Origin of the sequence: Pseudenemella bisphenolivorans (genome assembly GCF_051133435.1) — a bacterium.
In the GTDB taxonomy this organism is placed as follows: Bacteria; Actinomycetota; Actinomycetes; order Propionibacteriales; family Propionibacteriaceae; genus JAAYAO01.
Genome location: NZ_JBPGNY010000003.1, coordinates 448,272 through 467,031, shown reverse-complemented (window position 1 = coordinate 467,031; position 18,760 = coordinate 448,272). Strand labels below are relative to the sequence as shown.

Genomic DNA, 18,760 nt, shown 5'->3' with positions numbered 1-18,760 from the left:
CGTTCGGATTATTCAAACACGTGAGCTAATCTGTTAGTCTCGGTGGTATGCAGAGCACGCTGTTCGACGTCGCCGCCGAACCGACCTTCGGGGACGCGGCCGATGCTGTGCGCACCGACCTGGGCCGCGGAGCCTGGATCGACTGGCGGCCGAATTGGCTCACCGGGGCCGATGGCGTCTTCGACCACCTGATGACCGAGGTGGATTGGCAGAGCGGGGAGCGGCAGATGTACGACTCGGTCGTCACCGTGCCCCGACTGACCCGCACCTACGGGCCGCAGGATCGGTGGCCTCATCCGGTGCTGCGGGAAGCCTGCGCGGAACTGTCCCGGGCCTACCGTCCCGAACTGCCCGAGGGCTTCGCCACCGCCGGGCTGTGCCTGTACCGCCATCAGCAGGATTCGGTGGCCTGGCACGGTGACCGAATCGGTCGTGCCCGCAATGCCGACACCCTGGTCGCGATCGTCTCGCTCGGCGCCTCCCGGGTACTGGCCCTGCGACCCCGCGGTGGTGGGGAGGCGATCCGGCTGGAACTGGCCCACGGCGACCTGCTGGTGATGGGTGGCTCCTGTCAGCGCACCTTCGATCACTGCGTCCCGAAACAACGCACCCCGGTCGGACCCCGAATCTCGATCCAGTACCGCCCGATCGGCGTCTGGTGAGCCAATGAGCGAAGGGCCCCACTCGCGGTGAGTGGAGCCCTTCGATTGGCTCGGTTGCCAGGCTTGTGCCGGCTCAGGCGTTGGCCGGTTCCTGGCCCCGCTTGACCGCTTCGAGCAGCAACTGCGATACGTCGATCACCTCGACGTTCTCGTGCGCGCCGTCCGACTGCTTGGCGGTGAGTCCGTCGGACAGCATCACCCGGCAGAAGGGACAGCCGGTGGCGATGGTGTCCGCGCCGGTGGCCAAGGCCTCCTCGGTGCGGTTCATGTTGATCCGCTCACCGATGGTCTCCTCCATCCACATCCGGGCACCGCCGGCGCCACAGCAGAAGGAGGTCGAACCGTGGCGCGGCATCTCGGTGTAGGTGGCCTGCGGCAGGCCGCCGAGCAGTTCCCGCGGCGGGTCGTAGATGCCGTTGTGCCGACCGATGTAGCAGGGGTCGTGGTAGGTGATCGACCGTCCGGCCACCGAACCCGAGGGCGGGGCGACCGGGGTGAGCCGGCCGTCGCGCACCAGACGGTTCAGCAACTGGGTGTGGTGCACGACCTCGAGTTCGACCCCGACCTGCGGGTACTCGTTCTTGAGGGTGTTCAGGCAGTGCGCACAGGCGGTGACCACCTTGTGGGCCTTGGCCTCCTTGAGCATCTCGGCGTTCTCCATCGCGAGCTGCTGGAAGACGAACTCGTTACCGGCCCGGCGGGCCGGGTCACCGGTGCAGGTCTCACCGTTGCCGAGCACGGCGAACTTCACCCCGGCGGTGTTCAGCAGTTCGGCGATCGCCTTGGTGGTCTTCACCGCGCGGTCTTCGAAGGCACCGGCACAGCCGACCCAGAACAGGTACTCGACCTCGGTCAGATCCTCGACGTCCTCGCCGACGACCGGTACCTCGAAGGGCAGATCCTTGGCCCATTCCATCCGCTTGCGCGGGTTCATGTTCCACGGGTTGCCCTTGCTCTCCAGGCCCTTGAAGAGCTGGTTCAACTCGGAGGGGAACTCCGATTCCAGCATCACCTGGTAGCGGCGCATATCCATGATGTGGTCGACGTGCTCGATGTCGACCGGGCACTGCTGCACGCAGGCACCACAGGAGGTGCACGACCACAGCACGTCGGGGTCGATCACACCGAGCAGACCGTTCTCGTCGGCGGCGATCGGGTTGCCGTGGGCCTGGGCGACCGCGTTGGGGTTGGGGCCGACCAGCGGACGGGCGGCCTCGTTGCGCACCGCCTCGGGCAGGTTGTCCCGGGCCGCCTCGGCGGCCTGCAGGTAGGGGGCCTTGGCGTAGGTGTGCTCGCGCAGCCCCATGATCAACAGCTTGGGTGACAGCGGCTTGTCGGTGGCCCAGGCCGGGCACTGGGACTGGCAGCGTCCGCACTCGGTGCAGGAGGTGAAGTCCAGCAGGCCCTTCCAGGTGAAGTCCTCGACCTTGCCCACGCCGAGCGGGGCGTCCTCGTCGAGTTCTTCGATGTCCTCGAAGTCCAGCGGCTTGCCGCCGACGTTGACCGGCTGCAATTCACCCAGCGCGGTGCGTCCGGAGGCATTGCGCTTGAACCAGATATTCGGCCAAGCGGTGAACCGGTGCCAGGCCACACCCATGGTGGAGTTCAGACCCAGCACGATCATCCAGGTGAAGGAGATGATGATCTTCAGCGCCGCGATCAGGACGATCGCGGTTTCCAGGGCCTGGGTGGAGATACCGGCGGGGAACAGGAAGAAGGTCAGCGGAAAGTGCAGGGCGCTGGCCGATTCCATCCCGGCCGAGTCGAACAGTCGGTATTCCAGGCCGCGCAGGGTGAGGATGCAGATGCCGACGGTCAGAATGACCAGTTCGACGAAGACCGCCTGCCAGGTGCGCGAGCCGAAGAAGCGGCCCTTCTGCGCGCCGACCCCGATGAACCGCACCGCCATCAGGGCCACGATCGCGATCACGGTGAGCCAGCCGAGAATCTCGGTGAACCACTCATACGGCGGGAAGTGACCGATCAGCGGCAGCGCGAAGTAGGGGTTGAACAACTGCCCGAAGGCGTTGGCCAGGGTCAGCACCAAGCCCAAGAAGCCGATCATCACGAGCCAGTGCAGGACGCCGATCGGTTTGAGCTGGAGCATCCGGGTATGACCCAGCGTCTCCACCACGACGTTCTTCCAGCGGCTGCCGGCGTTGTCGGTGCGTCCCAGCGTCGGTTGCCCGATCTTCACCACCGAGACGATCTTGGCGATCATCCGGATGAACAGGGCAAGCCCGACGACGGTTACAGCCAGCGCCAGAACTATGGCCACAATCTTCACTGATCTCTGCCTCTCACTAGGCGGGCGTGCGGTCAGCCTACGGTGCAGCGATCACGGCCCGACCGCGCCCGTCAACTCACCAGTATGTCGTGGATCACTCACGGTCGGCGGCCAGTCTCGCTGACAGCCCTGTGAACTATGTCTCGTCGGGGTCGGAACCGGGGTGTTCGTGGTGACGCTGTCGGCGGCGGGTCAGAATGAAACCGGTTGCCACGATCACCAGCAGAATTCCGCCGCCCAGCAACACGGTCGGCCAAGCACTGTCGCTGTCATCGACCGGTTCGGCATCGTCGTCACCGTCGGCCTTGGCGGTCGGGGTGGTGGACGGATCCCACTGCGAGGAGCCGACCGGGTCGGTGATCTTCAGTTCCACCGGTTCCTCATCGGTGGGGACGTCGATATTCGGCACCGGGTCGCCACAGCCGGTCTCGGGGTGGCTGTTCACCCCGCACACCATGTTCGCCTCGTCGCGCACCTCACCGGCCGCCCGCAACAGATCGAGGCCGTGGGCATTGTCGTCGGCCACCACGCAGGTGCCGGTGGCCTCGGGGGCCGACCCGTCCGGGGCGTCGGAGTCGGTGCCGTAATCGATCACCACCGCGATCCGCTTCTTGCCGTCCTCACCCGGCACCCCGGCACAGATCGTGTCGAAGTCGGGTTTGGCCCGCGGCAGGCGCGGGGTGTTGCCCGAGACCGCGTACCGCCAGCCCTCCACCGACCCGTCCTCGGGGATGTTCTCGTGGGCACCGACGGTCGCGAAGGTCCATTCCTGACCCGTCCAGGTGTAGTAGCCCCAGAACCGGTAACCGTCCTCGGCCTGAGCGGTGCCGGCGGCACCGAGCAGAACCGCGATGGCGGCCAGGGCCGCCAGCAGAGTGCGTCGCAGATGGGTCATGGTGACCTTTCGATACGGAGGAACGTGGGTGACTTTAGCGCCCACCGTTGCGATTGCACCTGCGAGTACCGACCGCGCCGCGCGGGCTCAGCGGTCGGCGCCGGTCAGCGGGTTATCGTCGCTGGGCGAAGGAGGGGTGATGATTCGGTTCGAGGCGGTCGGCACCAGGGCGCGACGTGGGCAGCGGGCGCTGGACGAGATCTCACTGACCCTGCCGGCCGGTGCCCGGGTGGCCCTGTTCGGGCCGGCCGGAGCCGGCAAATCCACGCTCCTGGGGTTGATGAACCGGATGGTCGAACCCCGGTCGGGGACGATCACCTGGGACGACAAGCCGTTGCGCAACCATCGCCGTTCGGATCTGCGCACCGCCGTCGGCTGGTGGAGCCGACCCGAGGGGTTGTTCGTCGAGCGCTCGGTGCTGGACAACATCGTGGTGGTGCTGGAGCGGCTCGGCTGGGAGGAACATCTGCAACGGCAGCGGGCCTTCGAGTTGCTGGAACAACTCGGCCTGCCCCGGGCTGTGGCGGTGCGCGGGCCCGACGAGTTGCCCGTCGACCAGCAGGCGCTGGTGGCGCTGGCTCGGGCCCTGGCCGCAGCCCCCGAGGTGGTGCTCGGTGATGACCCGCTGCGCGATCTGAGCCCGGAGGCGGCCGGGACGGTGGCGTCGGCGGCCCGCCGCGTCCAACCCGACTGGGGCGACCGATGGCTGGTCGCGACCCGGGATCTGGATCAGGCGATCGCCCTGGCCGACCGGCTGGTGGTGCTCGACGACGGCCGGATTCTGCAGGACGGGCCGGTGGCCGAAGTGGTGGATCTGCCCGCCAACGAGCGGGTGGCCGAACTGATCGGCCCCGACCGCGGAGTGCGGTCCCTGGCGCTGATGCCGGCCGCCGAACTCGTCCCGGTGCGGGTGGCGACGGTGCGCGATCCGAAATCGGCCCGGCCGGGCACGCCGACCCTGGTGGTCGACCGGCAGGCCCAACCGCTGGCCTGGACCCAGGGCAACCCGGCCCCCGATGGTGAGGTGTTGACCGCCGGGCTGGGTGCGTCCTTCACCCCGACCACCGACACCCTGCGTGATGCCCTGGAGGCGGTGCTGACCTCACCCACCGGGCTCGGGGTCGCGGTCGGGGAACACGGCCGCTACCTGGGCGTGGTTGATGCCGATGCGATCTGGAAGCTGGTCACCCGGCGGCGTGCCGAGGTGGCCGAGGCCCGTGCGGAACAGGCCTATGCCGAACGCGAGGCCGCCCGGAAGGCGCCTGCGGCTGCCGAGGCCGAGGCCGCCGAAGTCGACGACGCCGAGAGCACGGACGAGAAGCCCGAGGTGGACGCGCAGCTCGACGGCGCCGAGAGCGAGGACGAGAAGCCGAGCCTGGACGAGAGACCGGGGGAGGACGAAACGCCGAAACCGGCCGACCTCGAGACCCCCGAGGATGAGGCGGAGACCGACTCCGTCCGTGAACCGGTGAGCGGACGCGATGGTCGCTGAGTTGGTGGCCCGGCACTTCGTGCTCGCAGTTCTGCCGATCGTGGCCGGAACCGGCGTGGCGGTGTTGTTGCGCCTGCTCCGTCGCGACGTCCCGGGTTCGGCCGGCCGCGTCCTGGACACGCTGATCGGGTTCGCCGGGGCCCTGCCGGTGGTGGCGGTCTGGGTGCTGCTGCCGATCGTCACCGGACAGCCGCTGATGCGCACCGTCCACCTCGAAATCGCGCTGAGCCTGCTCGTGCTCGGCCTGGTCTATCCCGCGCTGGCCGGGGTCAGCCGCAATCTCGCCGCGGAGCGCACGGTGCGTGCCCTGGGGATGCCGCTGTGGCTGCGGGCCTGGTGGAGCCTGCGCCGTTGGCTGCCCGCACTGAGCCGGGGATTGGCGCCGGCCTGGGTGGCCACCGTGCTCGGGGTGACCCTGGCCGCTCTACTGCACAAGAACGCCTCGAACGGTCTGGGCCGGATGCTGCTCGAAGGATGGCGGGCCGATGACCAACTCTCGGTGATTGCGGCCACGCTGCTGGTGATGGTGTTGGCCGCCGCCGGGGACTTCGGTTTCCGGCTGCTCGGCCGCGCCGCCGGCGTCACCCCGGTGGAGGTGCGCTGATGTTCGATGCCCTGGCCGACCCGGCGACGTGGGGCTTGCCCTTGCTGTGGCAGGCCGGCCTGACCCTGGCCGGCCTCGGTCTCGGCGTGGCAGCGGGGCTGCTGTTGTCGCTGATCGTGCCGGTGGTGACGATCGGACGGGTGGTCCGCACCGTGATCGGCTACCTGCCCGCCCTCGCCCTGGTGCTGCTGACCGCGATGTTGGTGGGACGCGGCTGGCCCTGGCTCAGCATCGGGCTGGTCGCCTTGGCCGTTTTCGCCGCAGTATGGGTCGCCGCCCTGGAAGCCGGGGAACTGCGCGGGGAAAGACTGCGCGCCGCCCGGGCCCTCGACCTGCCCCGCGCCGACGTGATCCGGCTCGGCCGCGGACGGGTGCGGCACGGCATCCACCGGATCACGCCCGCACTGTGGCGGCGCAGCCTGGCGGTCACCACGATCGCCGGACTGCTCGCCACTGTTGTTTCTGAGGGAACTGCTGTTTCCGACGAGACTGTGTCTTCTAACGGGACTGTGTCTTCTGACGAGCCGGTGTCCCCCGAAGCGTCATACGGGCTGGGCGGGTTGATCGCCACCGCACTTCGCGCCGGACAGTACCCACCCGCCCTGGCCGGAGCGGTGGGATTGATCCTGCTGGCCCTGGCGGTGGAACTGGCGCTGTGGCTGCTGCGCCCCCGGGATACCCAGGCCGACGAAGCGGAACCATCTCGAGTCGAAGGACGAATCGATGCGACGACCACGTAGCCCGAAACGGTGGCTGGCGGCGGTGGCCGCGCTGGTGGTGCTCACCGGCTGCGGACTGGGCGGTGACCCGCTCGAAGACCCGCCCCCGTCCCCCGAAAAGGGGCAGGTGCCCGACCAACCGGTGCGCATCGGTTGGGTCGGTGGGGAGCAGGAACTGATCGCCGAGGCCTATGCCGGCGCCCTGCGCGCCGACGGTGCCGAGGCCAGCACCGAGAAGTTCGAGACCCGGGCCGAATCGATGGAGGCCCTGGCCAAGGGCGAGGTCGACGTGGTGCCGGAGTACTCCGCCGAAGCCCTGCTGTTCTTCGATCAGGGCAACCCGGCAGTGGGTAACCGTGACGAAGAACTGGCCGCCCTGGACGACGCAGCGGGCAAGGAGGTCGCGGTCGGTACCGCCGCCGAGTCGGGCAGCAGGCTGATCTTCGCGATTCCGCCGGCCGTCACCGAGCAGTACGACTTGAGTTCCCTGGCCGATGCCGGCACCTACCTCAAGGGCAAGACCTTGGGCGGGCCCGCCGACCTGGCCGAGGCCCCTTACGGCCCGCCGGGGCTGAAGGGGCTGTACGGGTTGGACCTGAAGTTCCGGGCTGTCCCCGATGCCGATGCGGCGGTCAAGGGGCTCGAAGCCGGCACGTTCACCGTGGTCGCGCTGCGCTCCACCGACCCGCGCGTCGAGGTGCTGGTGATTCTGGACGACCCGCAGCAGATGACGCCGAACAACGCCATCGTGCCGCTGATCCGCGCCGAGCTGACCGAGGGCCCGGTGGCGACCACCATCGACAAGGTTCAGGCCGCCCTGGACGAGAAGGGCCTGCTCGAACTCACCGCCGATCCCGAGACCGAGGCCGAGGAAGCCGCCGCAGCCTGGCTGAAGGACCGCGACCTGAACTGACCCGCCGTCCTGCGGTTGTCGACTCAGCCGGCGGAGGGAGCACCCTCGAGCACCGCGCGGGTGCCGGACAGGCCCAACCGGGTGGCCCCGGCCTCGACCATGGCGACGGCCTGGTCCCAGGTGCGGATCCCGCCGGAGGCCTTGACCCCCAGCCGTCCGCCGACCGTGCGGGCCATCAGGGCCACCGCGTCCACGCTCGCCCCACCGGCGGGATGGAAACCGGTCGAGGTTTTCACGAAGTCGGCACCCGCGGCCTCGGCCGCCTCACAGGCCGACACGATCTGCTCATCGGTCAGTGCCGCCGACTCGATGATCACCTTCAACACCGCACCCTCGGTGGCCTCCCGCACCGCCCGGATCTCCCGTTCGGTGTGCGCCACATCGCCGCCCATCAGCCGTCCGATGTCGATCACCATGTCGACCTCGTCGGCACCCAACCGCACAGATTCGGCCGCCTCGGCCGCCTTCATCGCCGAGGTGTGTTTGCCCGACGGGAAACCGCACACCGTGGCAACCTTCACCTCGGCCCCCGGCAGCGGCAGCATCGACGGCGAGACACAGACCGAATAGGCGCCCAGGTTGGCGGCCTCGACCAGCAAACCGGCCACATCGGTGGCGGTGGCGTCGGGCTTGAGCAGGGTGTGGTCGACCATGGTGGCCAGTTCAGCGGCAGAAAGCTCCATGCCGATCAGCCTACGACCGTGCCGCCCGAATCAATCAGGCCGGGGTGGTGTCGTCCACCTCGAAGACGTCGTCGCGGGCGTCGGCCGGAACGTCGCGTTTGAACAGCATGTCGAGTGCGGCTCGGCCACCGCCGAAAGCGGTCAGCAGCAGGGCCAGACCGATGGTCACCAAGGAGTATTCGTAACCGCCCTGATCGACCCACAGACCCTGACCGAACTGGGCGAAGAAGATCACCAGCCCCGACATGATCACCACCAGGGCGCCCGCGATCGGGGTCAACAGGCCGACGATCAGCAGCACCCCGCAGACGAACTGGACGATCACCAGTGACCAGGCGAACAGTTGCGGCTCGGGCACGCCCAGATCGGTGAAGTCGTTCACCTTGGCCTGCATCCCCTCGCGGATCCACGACCGCCACCCGTTCATCACGAGCACCCCGCCCAGCAGACAGCGGGCCAGGAGCAGGGCGATGTCACGCAACACCTGCAGGAAAGCCTTCATCGCGGGAGCTCCCTTCGGTCGAGTTTCCGCCAGATTAGGTCAGACCCACCTGTAGTGGCGGTAACCATCCTGGGGTGAGTCCGAACCGGGGTGAGTCTTCGGATGGCACATCGCCGATGCTCATCGGGGGGATGCAATGTGCTAGACAGCCCATGCCGGGCACGTCCCGGTCGAACCCGACCCGATGCGAACGGAGGATGTGATGGCCTGGTTGATCCTGATCGCCTCGGGGGCCCTGGAAGCGGTCTGGGCCAGTGCCCTGGCCGCGTCCCAAGGTCTGCGCCGGCCGGTGCCGACGGTGATCTTCCTGGTCGCCGGCGTCGCGAGCCTGGTCGGGCTCGGCATCGCGATGCGTTCCCTGCCGACCGGTACCGCCTACGCGGTGTGGGTCGGCATCGGTGCGAGCCTGACCGTTGCCTGGGCGATGTGGCGCGGTGTCGAGAAGATCTCGTTGGCGAAGATCCTGTTGCTGACCGGCATCGTCGGCTGCGTCATCGGCCTGAAGGTGGTGGCCTGAGATGCCGAAGACGAACCGCACCTTCCTGGAACGGCACGGCTGGCCGATCCTGATCGGCAGCGGACTGCTCGAAGCGGTCTGGGCCACCGCGCTGGGCGCCTCGGACGGTTTCACCCGGCTGGTGCCCTCGCTGGTGTTCACCGTCACCGTGGTGATCAGCACCGTCGGGCTGGGGCTGGCGATGAAGAGCATCCCCACCGGCACCGCCTATGCGGTGTGGACCGGCATCGGGGCGGTCTTGACCGTGACCTGGGCGCTGGCCACCGGTACCGAGGCCTTCAGTGTGCTCAAGGTGCTGTTCCTGCTCGGGGTGATCGGCTGCGTGGTCGGCCTGCAGATCGTCAATCGTCACGAGTCGGCTGAACGGTCACAGCAGGACGCAGCGGCCGCCGCTGAGTAAGGTGCCACCATGCTGATCGCACTCAATGACCTGCGTCCCGAACTGGCCGAGGGAGCCTGGGTGGCACCTTCGGCGACCGTCGCCGGGAACGTCACGATGGGCCCCGACTCGTCGGTCTGGTACGGCACCGTGGTGCGTGCCGACTCCGACCGGGTCAGCATCGGGGCCCGCACGAACCTGCAGGACAACTCGGTGGTGCACGTGGACGAAGGCATCCCCGCGGTCATCGGCGACGACGTCGTGGTCGGACACCGGGCGGTCATCCACGGCTGCACGATCGGTGACGGCTGCCTGATCGGGATGGGTGCGGTGGTGATGAACGGCGCGGTGATCGGCGCCGAATCGCTGGTCGCGGCCGGAGCCCTGGTGCTCGAGGGCACCGAGGTGCCGCCCCGTTCGGTGGTGATGGGCAGCCCCGCCAAGGTGGTGCGCGAACTCGACCCCGAGAAGGCCGCCAGGTTCCGGGTCGGGGCGGCGAACTACGTCAAACTCAAGAACCTCCATGCCGCCGGCGAGATACTCGACGGGAACCGGGCGGAGTGATCCCCCGGGCCGACCGGACGCTGGTGATGGGCATCATCAACGTCACTCCCGATTCCTTCTCCGACGGAGGATCGTGGCCCGATGCCGAATCCGCGATCGCCCACGGCCGACAGTTGCTGGCCGAAGGGGCCGACCTGCTCGACGTGGGTGGGGAATCCACCCGTCCCGGCGCGGCCCGTCCCACTCAGGGTGAGGAACTGGCCCGCGTCATCCCGGTAATTCGCGCCCTGGCCGAAGCCGGGGCGGTCGTGTCGGTCGACACCATGCGCAGCGAGGTCGCCCGGCAGGCGGTCGAAGCCGGGGCGAAGATCGTCAACGACGTCTCCGGCGGCCTGGCCGACCCGAAGATGTACCGGGTGGTCGCCGAGGCCGGGGCGGGCTACGTGCTGATGCACTGGCGCGGGCACTCGGCGACGATGCAGCATGCCGACCACCTGCACTACGACGATGTGGTCGCCGATGTCTGTGCCGAACTGGGGCAGCGGGTCGCCGAGGCGCTGGCCGCCGGCATCGACCCGTCCCGGCTGGTGGTCGACCCCGGATTCGGCTTTTCGAAGACCGCCGACCACAACTGGGAGCTGTTGCGCGGTATCGACGCGGTGCAACGGCTCGGTCATCCGGTGTTGGTGGGAGTGTCACGCAAGAGTTTCCTCGGTGCGCGACTGTCGAGCGGCGGGGTGGCCCGGCCACCCGGCGAGTTGGACGATGCCACCGCGGCGATCAGCGCCTGGTGCGCCGAACGCGGCATCTGGGCGGTACGCACCCACACCGTCGCGGCACATCTGGACGCGGCCAGGGTGATGCGCGAACTGCGCGGCACCGGACCGTCGCGTCCGGAATGAACGCCGCCGCAACGGTGCCGGGTGTGATCGGCGATACGGAGCCGGGTGGGTGGTTCGGCTAGGGTCTAGGAGGTTTGATGCGAGGGGAGCGTGCGATGGGACAGATCAAACTCACCGGCATCGCCGCCCACGGACATCATGGTGTCTTCGAGCACGAACGGCGCAATGGTCAGCGGTTCGTGGTCGACGTCACCTTGGAGCTGGACCTGACCGCCGCTGTGGAGACCGATGAACTGAGCCACACGGTCGACTATGGTGCACTCGCGCAAGCAATCGTCGCCGATATCACGGGGGAGCCGCTGAACCTCATCGAAGCCTTGGCCGGTCGCATCGCCGCAACCTGCCTGGCCGACGACCGGGTCGCCGAAGTGAGCGTCACCGTCCACAAGCCCCAAGCCCCGATCACCGTGCCTTTCGAAGACGTTGCGGTGACGATGCACCAGAAGCGAAGGACCACCCCATGACCAGTCCCAACCCCTATGCGATCGATGTCGACACGCTCTCGGGCATGAAGCCCCTGAGCAAGCTCGTGGTGGCGATCGGATCGAACCTCGGAGACCGCCTGGCGGCCATCTCCGGAGCGGTCAACGCACTGCGGGACACTCCGGACGTGATCATCGTCGACGTCTCACCGATCTACGAGACCAAGGCCGTCGGTGGCCCCAGCGACAGCCCCGACTTCCTGAACCTGGTCGTGGTGGCCGAAACGACCCAGGACCCGCGCACCCTGCTGGAACGTGCCCACGCGATCGAGGACGCCTTCGGACGCACCCGCGACCTGCCGAACGGGCCCCGCACCTTGGATCTGGATTTGATCATGGTGGGCCGCCAGACCCTGGACGACGAGGAACTGACCCTGCCGCACCCGCGCGCCCATGAACGGGCCTTCGTGCTGGCCCCCTGGAATGACATCGACCCCGGTGCCGAGATCGAGGGACGCGGCAAAGTCGCCGACCTGCTCGAGGCCGTCGGCCGCGACGGCATTACCCGCCGCGACGACCTGCACCTCGAGGACTGAACGGCGAACGGAACAACCCGATGAGCCAACCCCAGCCCGAGCCGCCCCGGCTGACCCTGACCAGCTGGCGGCTGTTGATCACCGCCGTGTTGGTGGGCGGGGTGCTGGTCTGGTTCATCACCGACCTGATCGGACGCAGCGGCGCGACCCCGCCGTCGGTACCGCCGGCCGCGCCGCTGATGCTCGCGCTGGCTGCGATCGTGGTGGCGGTCTTCGGCTACCGGATGCGGCAACGGGTACACGTGCAACGGGTGCGGGTGAACGCCTTCGAGGCCGTCCGGCTGTTGGTGCTGGGTAAATCGGCCGCCCTCGGCGGCGCGGTGGTGCTCGGCGGCTACCTCGGCTACGCCCTGGTGAACCTGCCCCGGTGGGACGCGGCCGCACCCCGGGAACGGGTGATCTGGTCGCTGGTTGCCGTGCTGACCAGTGCCGGGTTGGTGGCGGCCGGGCTCTATCTGGAACGTGCCTGCAAACGACCCGAGGACGAGGACGAGGAAACGTCGGCCGAACCCGAACCGACCGACTGATACTCGTTCTTTTCCGGCTCCGGGAGAGCCGAAGCCTGTGGAACAGGTGACACGCGGGGCAAATGGGACAGATTTTCGTATGCCACTGTTACATTTCCCGCGTGAGCACAGAGACGAATCGGGCCATGTCTCCTTCCCATTGGCGCCGTTCCGCCCAGGTGGTTCTGGGTGTCGGCGCCGTTCTAGCCGTGGCCGCAGCGTTCGGGCCGATCTGGGTGATCCGGGTCGGGATCGGAATCGCCATCGTGGCCGGCATCGTCGCCGCGGTGTTGCTGTGGCGTCAGGTGCGAACCGAACAACAGCGTCGCAGCCGTCAGGCGGCCGAACATGCCGTCGCGCACGGCGACGCCCTGCGTACCGAACGTGCCCAGCACGTGTCGGTGCTGTCGACCATGGAGTCGTACAACTCCCAGGCCGCCGATCGGGTACGCACCCTGCATCAGCAGATCGAGGAACTCAACGCACAGATCGAGGAACTCCTCGTCCAGGTCAGCCGCCAGCAGCAGGAAATGTCGCAGTTGCGTGGTGACAACGTCTCGTTGACCGCCACCATCGCCAAGCTGCGCACCGAACTGAGCGCTCGCGAGGACGAGGTGCGTGCCCTCACCGAGGACGACGCCGAACTGCTCGCCCTGCCGCGCCGGGTTGCGACCAAGAGTGACTGGGACGCCCTGCCCAAGGCCGAGGACATCTGGGCCGAGGGTGAGCACCCGACCGTGGTGGATCTGCAGGCGCTCGCCCTGGGTGGCGAGGAGCAGCAGGAAGAACGCCGCCAAGCCTGACAGCTTGACGCAACGCCACCGGGTCAACGGGCCCGGTGGCTTTTGCGTTCGGCCACTCGTGCTGCCGGCTGCTCGTCCGGTTACTTGTCGACGTCACCCACGACATAGCCCAAGGACGCCAGCGCGCCCTCCAACTCCGGCACCGGACAGCCCGGCAGGATCGCCGGCAGCGCCGACACCGTGGCCGCCGAGGGAGTGCGCAACCGCAACCGCCACGGGGTGGCCTGCCCCCGCGACACCAGATGGCACCCGGCCCGACCCAGGGGAGCCTCGGTGGCGACATAGGTTTCGGCCTCCGGCGCCTTGATCACCTTCGGCAAGGGCACCTCCACCGGCTCGGGGGTGTCGGCCAGCCGGTCGACCAGGGTGCGAATCAGTTCTGCGGAGGTGGCAACTTCGGCGGCGAGCTGCCGCAACCGTCCGGGGGCATCGTTGGCGACCGGCGGTGTGGTCGGCGGGGGGTGGCCGGCGTAATCGAGGTAGGGGCTCAGGCGGCGCACATCGAGGTCGATCCCGGCCGCCCGGGCCACCGGACCCGACAGTCCGTACCCTTCGATCACCTCCGTGGTGACCGGCGTGATGCCCGGGGCGACCGGGGTTTCGGTGTCCATCGCGGAAAGCAGCTCGGTGGCCCAATGTGCGGCGGCGGCCGTCGCGGTGACCTCGTTGGTCAGCCAGGCTTCGCCGGCATCGATGGCCAGACCGCCGAGGCGGGTGATCATCGGGTGCACCCGGTTGCCGGTCAGGGCCAGCAGTTGAATGCGCAGTTGTTCGCGGATCGGGTGCAGGGGCGCCAGATCGCCGATGCGGCGGGCCGGCCAGCCCAGGAATCCCAGGTGGGAGGAGATTCTGGTGTGTTCGGCCAGCACCATCCGCAGCAGTACGGCCCGTTCGGGCACCACCAGGCCGAGCAGATCCTCCACCGCCAGAGCGACGACGAGTTCGCCGGCAAAAGGGGCGTGCCAGTCGTGCCGGTTGGCCAGCATCAACACCTGGCGGTAGTCGCGCACCTCGAAGAGCTTCTCCACCCCTCGGTGCAGAGCGCCGACCCGGACGTCGGCGGCGCGGATCGTGGCGTGATCGTCCGACAACCACAGATCGAGTTCCAGCAAACCGGCGCGGGAGGGATGGTCGGGGCCCAGGTCCAACAACAGCGTGCCGTCGGGCAGGTCCGGGCCGGGTAACAGTCCGGCACCCGGGGAGCCGACCAACACCTTGAGGTCGGCAGGTTCATCCGCAACAGGCATGGGTTCAGCCTGCCATGTCGCCGGTGGGGTCGCTGCTGGGGCGGACGTGGTGCACCAGCCACCAGTAGGCGCCCAGACCGCGGGAACCGGCCACCTCTTCGGTCGCCAGCACGCGACGTCGGTTCCGGGCCATCAGGTCGGTCAGGGGTGATGAGGCTGTGGACGGTTCGGGCAGCCAGTGTTCGACGGTGGCGGATTGGCGGGCGAACCAGACCCGTTCGGCACCCTCGGCCTCGGCCGCGGCGGCCACCGCGTCCACCGCCACGTCCGCGGTCAGGTTCACCGAACCGTCGAAGACCGCCTCGACCAGGCGGCCGTCCCGGAAACCCCGCAAGGTGGGATCGGTCGGGCGGTCGGGGAGCACATGGCCGTAATCGACCATCACCGCCAGGCCGCCGGTGCGGCGCAGCCGCCGGATCACATCGGCCCAGGCCAGGTCGCGGGTGCGGCCATTTTCGGGTAGGTGCGGGTGGTCGGCGTTCGGCCACCAGTGCGCGGCCCACTCCGGGTCGGCGTCCGGGCCGATGGGGCAGGGCAGCTCGTCCAGGAACTCGTGCCCGATCACCACCACCGGGCCGTCCCGGTTGGTCCACCATTTCTCCACCGCACCGGTCGACCATTCACCGCGCAGGACGTCCCAGGTGTCGACCAGCCAGGTGACGTCGGTCGGGCCGGCGCGGAGGTCCACCCCGGCGAACGGGGATTGTGGCCGGGCATTCGTCAGCGCCGCGGTGAGTTCGCCCGATCCCGCACCGAGATCGAGGAAAGCCGGGTTGTGGTCGGGCAGGAATCGGTTCACCATCGTGCAAATGATTTCGGCCACCTGATCGGCGGCGAACAAAGAGGTTCGGAAATGATCATGCGGATGCCGGGTGTGCCACCAGCCATCGGGGCCGGTACTGGCCGATTGCCAAGCCGATACCGGGTCATGCCGGTTGACGGCGGATTGGCGGGCGAAACTGTGCTGGGTGGAATCATGAAATGCCGACCCGGCGGGATCCGAGGGGATAATTGGCTCATGATTTGGCACATCAGGTCCTGGAAGGCTTAGTATTCAATTCGTTAAACGGTGCAAGGAGGAAATCATGGTCAAGCGTATTCATGTGTCGTTGGAAGACGATATTGACGGCTCCGTGGCGGAAGAGACCATTACCTTCGCCCTTGACAACACCACTTATGAAATCGATCTCTCGGCCGACAATGCCGCGAAGCTGCGCGATGCCCTGGCACTGTATATCGGCCATGCCCGCAAGGTTTCGGCCCGCACCCCCCGCAAGTCGTCGGCGCCCGCCGCGTCGTCGGCCTCGGGTGCCTCGGCAGCCGAGATCCGGGCCTGGGCGATCGAAGCCGGCCACGAGCTGAGCCCCCGGGGCCGGGTGCCGAAGGAGATCCGCGAGGCCTACGCCGCCGCCCACCCGTGAGGGATGCCGGTGGGGGCGTGAAAAAACCCACGAGGTGAAACGGGAACAATCCGGCACCGAATCGGTGTTGTCTAGGGCATGGGTCAGCTGGGGCGGAATAATTCCGGCCTGATTGTCCGAGGGGACGACTACAGTTGAGCCAACCGAGAGGAGTTGCCCATGTTCGAGCGTTTCACCGACCGAGCCCGTCGGGTGGTCGTGCTTGCCCAGGAGGAAGCCCGGCTGCTCAACCACAACTACATCGGCACCGAGCACATCCTGCTGGGGCTGATTCACGAGGGTGAGGGTGTGGCGGCGAAGGCGCTGGAGTCGCTGGGGATCTCGCTGGAGGCCGTCCGGGAGAAGGTCGAGGAGATCATCGGCCCCGGCCAGAACTCGCCCAAGGGACACATCCCGTTCACCCCGCGCGCCAAGAAGGTGCTGGAGCTGAGCCTGCGCGAAGCGCTGCAGCTGAACCACTCCTACATCGGCACCGAGCACATCCTGCTGGGCCTGATCCGCGAAGGTGAGGGCGTGGCGTCCAAGGTGCTGGTGCAGCTCGGCGCCGACCAGACCCGGGTGCGCAACCAGGTGTTGCAGCTGCTCAGCGGTTACCAGGGCAAGGAATCCGCCACCTCCGGGGCGCCCGAGGGGGCCGGTTCGCCGTCCTCGTCGGCGGTGCTGGACCAGTTCGGCCGCAACCTGACCCAGGCCGCGCGCGAGAACAAGCTGGACCCGGTGATCGGCCGCGAGACCGAGATCGAGCGCGTGATGACCGTGCTGTCGCGGCGTACCAAGAACAACCCGGTGCTGATCGGTGAGCCCGGTGTGGGCAAGACCGCGGTGGTCGAGGGCCTGTCCCAGGCGATCGTGCGCGGTGATGTTCCCGAGACGCTGCGCGACAAGCAGATCTACACCCTCGACTTGGGTGCGCTGGTGGCCGGTTCGCGGTACCGCGGTGACTTCGAGGAACGCCTGAAGAAGGTGCTCAAGGAGATCCGCACCCGCGGTGACATCGTGCTGTTCATCGACGAGATCCACACCCTGGTGGGTGCCGGCGCGGCCGAGGGCGCGATCGACGCGGCCTCGATCCTGAAGCCGATGCTGGCCCGCGGTGAACTGCAGACCATCGGTGCGACCACCCTGGACGAGTACCGCAAGCACATCGAGAAGGACGCCGCGCTGGAGCGACGATTCCAGCCGATCCAGGTCAACGAGCCGTCGATCGCCCAGACCATCGACATCCTGCGTGGCCTGCGGGACCGTTACGAGGCCCACCACCGCGTGACGATCACCGACGAGGCGCTGGCCGGGGCCGCGCAGATGGCCGACCGGTACATCTCCGACCGCTTCCTGCCGGACAAGGCGATCGACCTGATCGACGAGGCCGGTGCCCGGTTGCGGATCCGCCGGATGACCGCCCCGCCGGACCTGCGCGAGTTCGACGAGAAGATCTCGGCGGTGCGGCTGGAGAAGGAAGCCGCGATCGACGCCCAGGACTTCGAGCGTGCCGCCGCCCTGCGCGACGACGAGAAGAAGCTCATTTCGGCGCGCCAGGAGAAGGAAGAGGCCTGGAAGGCCGGGGACGCCGATGTGGTGGCCGAGGTCGATGAGGAAACCATCGCCGAGGTGCTGTCGAGTGCCACCGGTATTCCGGTGTTCAAGCTGACCGAGGAGGAATCCTCGCGACTGCTGCACATGGAAGAGGAAATCGGCAAACGCTACATCGGTCAGGACGATGCGGTGCGCGCGCTGTCGCGGTCGATCCGTCGTACCCGAGCCGGGTTGAAGGACCCGAAGCGACCCAGCGGTTCGTTCATTTTCGCCGGACCGTCGGGTGTGGGTAAGACCGAGCTGACCAAGGCGTTGACCGAATTCCTGTTCGGGGACGAGGATGCGCTGATTTCGCTCGACATGAGTGAATACTCCGAAAAGCACACCGCTTCGCGGATGTTCGGTTCCCCACCGGGATATGTCGGATACGAAGAGGGTGGCCAGCTCACCGAAAAGGTGCGCCGCAAGCCGTTCTCGGTGGTGCTGTTCGACGAGATCGAAAAGGCCCACCCGGATATCTTCAACTCGCTGTTGCAGATTCTCGACGAGGGTCGCCTCACCGACGCACAGGGTCGGGTGGTCGACTTCAAGAACACCGTGATCGTGATGACCACGAACCTCGGTACTCGCGATATCAACAAGTCGGTCAATCTCGGGTTCTCCCAGGCCGGTGATGTCGAGGGTTCGTACGAGAAGATGAAGGCGAAGGTTTCCGACGAACTGAAGCAGCATTTCCGTCCCGAGTTCTTGAACCGCATCGACGAGGTGGTGGTCTTCCACCAGCTCAGCAAGGACGACATCCTGCGGATCGTGGACCTGATGGTGCGCGACATCGAGGAGCGCCTGCGCGACAAGGACATGGGTATCGAGCTGACCCAGGCCGCCAAGGAACTGATCGCCGACCGTGGCTTCGACCCGGTGCTCGGTGCGCGTCCGCTGCGTCGCGCCCTGCAGCGCGATGTCGAGGACCAGTTGGCCGAGAAGATCCTGTTCGGTGAGGTCGGGGCCGGCGAGATCGTCGTGGTCGACGTGGCCGAGGAAGGCTCGGAACTGCCGTTCTCCTTCACCGGCAACCGCAAGGCCGAGGTGCCCGACCTGGTGCCGAGCGGCACCGAAGAGGGCGAATCGGGATCGGCCGAGGAAGCCTGAGATTCCAACAGTGACGGGCCCGGG

General features: G+C 67.8%; 21 protein-coding genes. 15 read left to right on the top strand and 6 right to left on the bottom strand.

The features are described from left to right. Nucleotides 1-47: 47 nt before the first annotated feature. Nucleotides 48-662: an alpha-ketoglutarate-dependent dioxygenase AlkB gene (locus ACR4XW_RS09755; protein ID WP_434760360.1), complete on the top strand. Its 615-nt coding sequence runs from the start codon at nt 48-50 to the stop codon at nt 660-662. A 73-nt stretch (nt 663-735) separates the two neighbouring features. Here the strand turns inward: ACR4XW_RS09755 and ACR4XW_RS09750 are convergent, their stop codons facing one another. Further along, nucleotides 736-2,949, bottom strand: coding sequence for a (Fe-S)-binding protein (locus ACR4XW_RS09750; RefSeq protein WP_434760359.1), 2,214 nt, complete (start codon nt 2,947-2,949; stop codon nt 736-738). A gap of 136 nt (nt 2,950-3,085) precedes the next feature. Then, nucleotides 3,086-3,844: an SCO2322 family protein gene (locus ACR4XW_RS09745; protein ID WP_434760358.1), complete on the bottom strand. Its 759-nt coding sequence runs from the start codon at nt 3,842-3,844 to the stop codon at nt 3,086-3,088. A 139-nt stretch (nt 3,845-3,983) separates the two neighbouring features. Between ACR4XW_RS09745 and ACR4XW_RS09740 the strand changes: the two genes are divergently transcribed. The 4 genes from ACR4XW_RS09740 to ACR4XW_RS09725 are packed head-to-tail and all read left to right on the top strand — an operon-like array spanning nt 3,984 to nt 7,572. Then, on the top strand, nt 3,984-5,336 hold the full coding sequence (locus ACR4XW_RS09740) for an ATP-binding cassette domain-containing protein (RefSeq protein WP_434760357.1): 1,353 nt from the start codon (nt 3,984-3,986) through the stop codon (nt 5,334-5,336). Then, on the top strand, nt 5,326-5,940 hold the full coding sequence (locus tag ACR4XW_RS09735; RefSeq protein ID WP_434760356.1) for a hypothetical protein: 615 nt from the start codon (nt 5,326-5,328) through the stop codon (nt 5,938-5,940). The genes ACR4XW_RS09740 and ACR4XW_RS09735 overlap by 11 nt, the downstream gene beginning before the upstream one ends. After that, complete coding sequence (locus ACR4XW_RS09730) at nt 5,940-6,680, top strand: hypothetical protein (protein WP_434760355.1); 741 nt, start codon at nt 5,940-5,942, stop codon at nt 6,678-6,680. Before ACR4XW_RS09735 ends, ACR4XW_RS09730 begins: the two co-directional genes overlap by 1 nt. Then, nucleotides 6,664-7,572, top strand: coding sequence for a glycine betaine ABC transporter substrate-binding protein (locus ACR4XW_RS09725; RefSeq protein ID WP_434760354.1), 909 nt, complete (start codon nt 6,664-6,666; stop codon nt 7,570-7,572). The genes ACR4XW_RS09730 and ACR4XW_RS09725 overlap by 17 nt, the downstream gene beginning before the upstream one ends. A 23-nt stretch (nt 7,573-7,595) precedes the next feature. Here the strand turns inward: ACR4XW_RS09725 and deoC are convergent, their stop codons facing one another. Together deoC and ACR4XW_RS09715 are read right to left on the bottom strand one after the other, a co-directional pair. Beyond that, a complete protein-coding gene (gene deoC / locus ACR4XW_RS09720; RefSeq protein WP_434760353.1) occupies nt 7,596-8,255 on the bottom strand; it encodes a deoxyribose-phosphate aldolase in 660 nt (219 codons plus the stop codon). 34 nt (nt 8,256-8,289) lie between these two features. Beyond that, on the bottom strand, nt 8,290-8,757 hold the full coding sequence (locus ACR4XW_RS09715) for a DoxX family protein (protein ID WP_434760352.1): 468 nt from the start codon (nt 8,755-8,757) through the stop codon (nt 8,290-8,292). A 202-nt stretch (nt 8,758-8,959) separates the two neighbouring features. On the opposite strand from ACR4XW_RS09715, the gene ACR4XW_RS09710 reads away from it, so the two are divergent. From ACR4XW_RS09710 to ACR4XW_RS09675, 8 genes are all read left to right on the top strand, one after another. Then, entirely contained in the window at nt 8,960-9,274 is a 315-nt protein-coding gene (locus ACR4XW_RS09710) for a DMT family transporter (protein WP_434760351.1), read from the top strand. Between the two features lies 1 nt (nt 9,275). After that, entirely contained in the window at nt 9,276-9,674 is a 399-nt protein-coding gene (locus ACR4XW_RS09705; RefSeq protein WP_434760350.1) for a DMT family transporter, read from the top strand. A 9-nt stretch (nt 9,675-9,683) separates the two neighbouring features. Further along, nucleotides 9,684-10,217, top strand: a complete 534-nt coding sequence (locus ACR4XW_RS09700; protein ID WP_434760349.1) for a gamma carbonic anhydrase family protein — start codon at nt 9,684-9,686, stop codon at nt 10,215-10,217. Nucleotides 10,218-10,243: 26 nt separating this feature from the next. Next, nucleotides 10,244-11,059, top strand: coding sequence for a dihydropteroate synthase (folP, locus tag ACR4XW_RS09695; protein WP_491777774.1), 816 nt, complete (start codon nt 10,244-10,246; stop codon nt 11,057-11,059). Nucleotides 11,060-11,136: 77 nt separating this feature from the next. Next, nucleotides 11,137-11,523, top strand: a complete 387-nt coding sequence (gene folB / locus ACR4XW_RS09690) for a dihydroneopterin aldolase (RefSeq protein ID WP_434760347.1) — start codon at nt 11,137-11,139, stop codon at nt 11,521-11,523. Further along, on the top strand, nt 11,520-12,077 hold the full coding sequence (gene folK / locus ACR4XW_RS09685) for a 2-amino-4-hydroxy-6-hydroxymethyldihydropteridine diphosphokinase (protein ID WP_434760346.1): 558 nt from the start codon (nt 11,520-11,522) through the stop codon (nt 12,075-12,077). The genes folB and folK overlap by 4 nt, the downstream gene beginning before the upstream one ends. A 20-nt stretch (nt 12,078-12,097) precedes the next feature. Continuing rightward, nucleotides 12,098-12,604, top strand: coding sequence for a DUF3180 domain-containing protein (locus tag ACR4XW_RS09680; RefSeq protein WP_434760345.1), 507 nt, complete (start codon nt 12,098-12,100; stop codon nt 12,602-12,604). Nucleotides 12,605-12,705: 101 nt separating this feature from the next. After that, a complete protein-coding gene (locus tag ACR4XW_RS09675; protein ID WP_434760344.1) occupies nt 12,706-13,386 on the top strand; it encodes a hypothetical protein in 681 nt (226 codons plus the stop codon). Between the two features lie 80 nt (nt 13,387-13,466). On the opposite strand, the gene ACR4XW_RS09670 is transcribed toward ACR4XW_RS09675, so the two are convergent. Beyond that, the gene (locus ACR4XW_RS09670; protein WP_434760343.1) at nt 13,467-14,633 is read right to left on the bottom strand and encodes an NADH-quinone oxidoreductase subunit D-related protein; all 1,167 of its coding nucleotides are present in this window, start codon (nt 14,631-14,633) and stop codon (nt 13,467-13,469) included. A gap of 4 nt (nt 14,634-14,637) precedes the next feature. After that, a complete protein-coding gene (locus ACR4XW_RS09665) occupies nt 14,638-15,435 on the bottom strand; it encodes an SAM-dependent methyltransferase (protein ID WP_434760342.1) in 798 nt (265 codons plus the stop codon). A gap of 283 nt (nt 15,436-15,718) precedes the next feature. Between ACR4XW_RS09665 and ACR4XW_RS09660 the strand changes: the two genes are divergently transcribed. Both ACR4XW_RS09660 and ACR4XW_RS09655 read left to right on the top strand, forming a co-directional pair. Continuing rightward, nucleotides 15,719-16,054 carry a histone-like nucleoid-structuring protein Lsr2 gene (locus ACR4XW_RS09660; RefSeq protein WP_434760341.1) on the top strand — a complete coding sequence of 112 codons (336 nt, stop codon included), beginning with the start codon at nt 15,719-15,721 and terminating at the stop codon, nt 16,052-16,054. 159 nt (nt 16,055-16,213) lie between these two features. Continuing rightward, nucleotides 16,214-18,736 (top strand): ATP-dependent Clp protease ATP-binding subunit, encoded by a 2,523-nt coding sequence (locus ACR4XW_RS09655; protein ID WP_434760340.1) that lies wholly within the window; start codon nt 16,214-16,216, stop codon nt 18,734-18,736. Nucleotides 18,737-18,760: the final 24 nt, after the last annotated feature.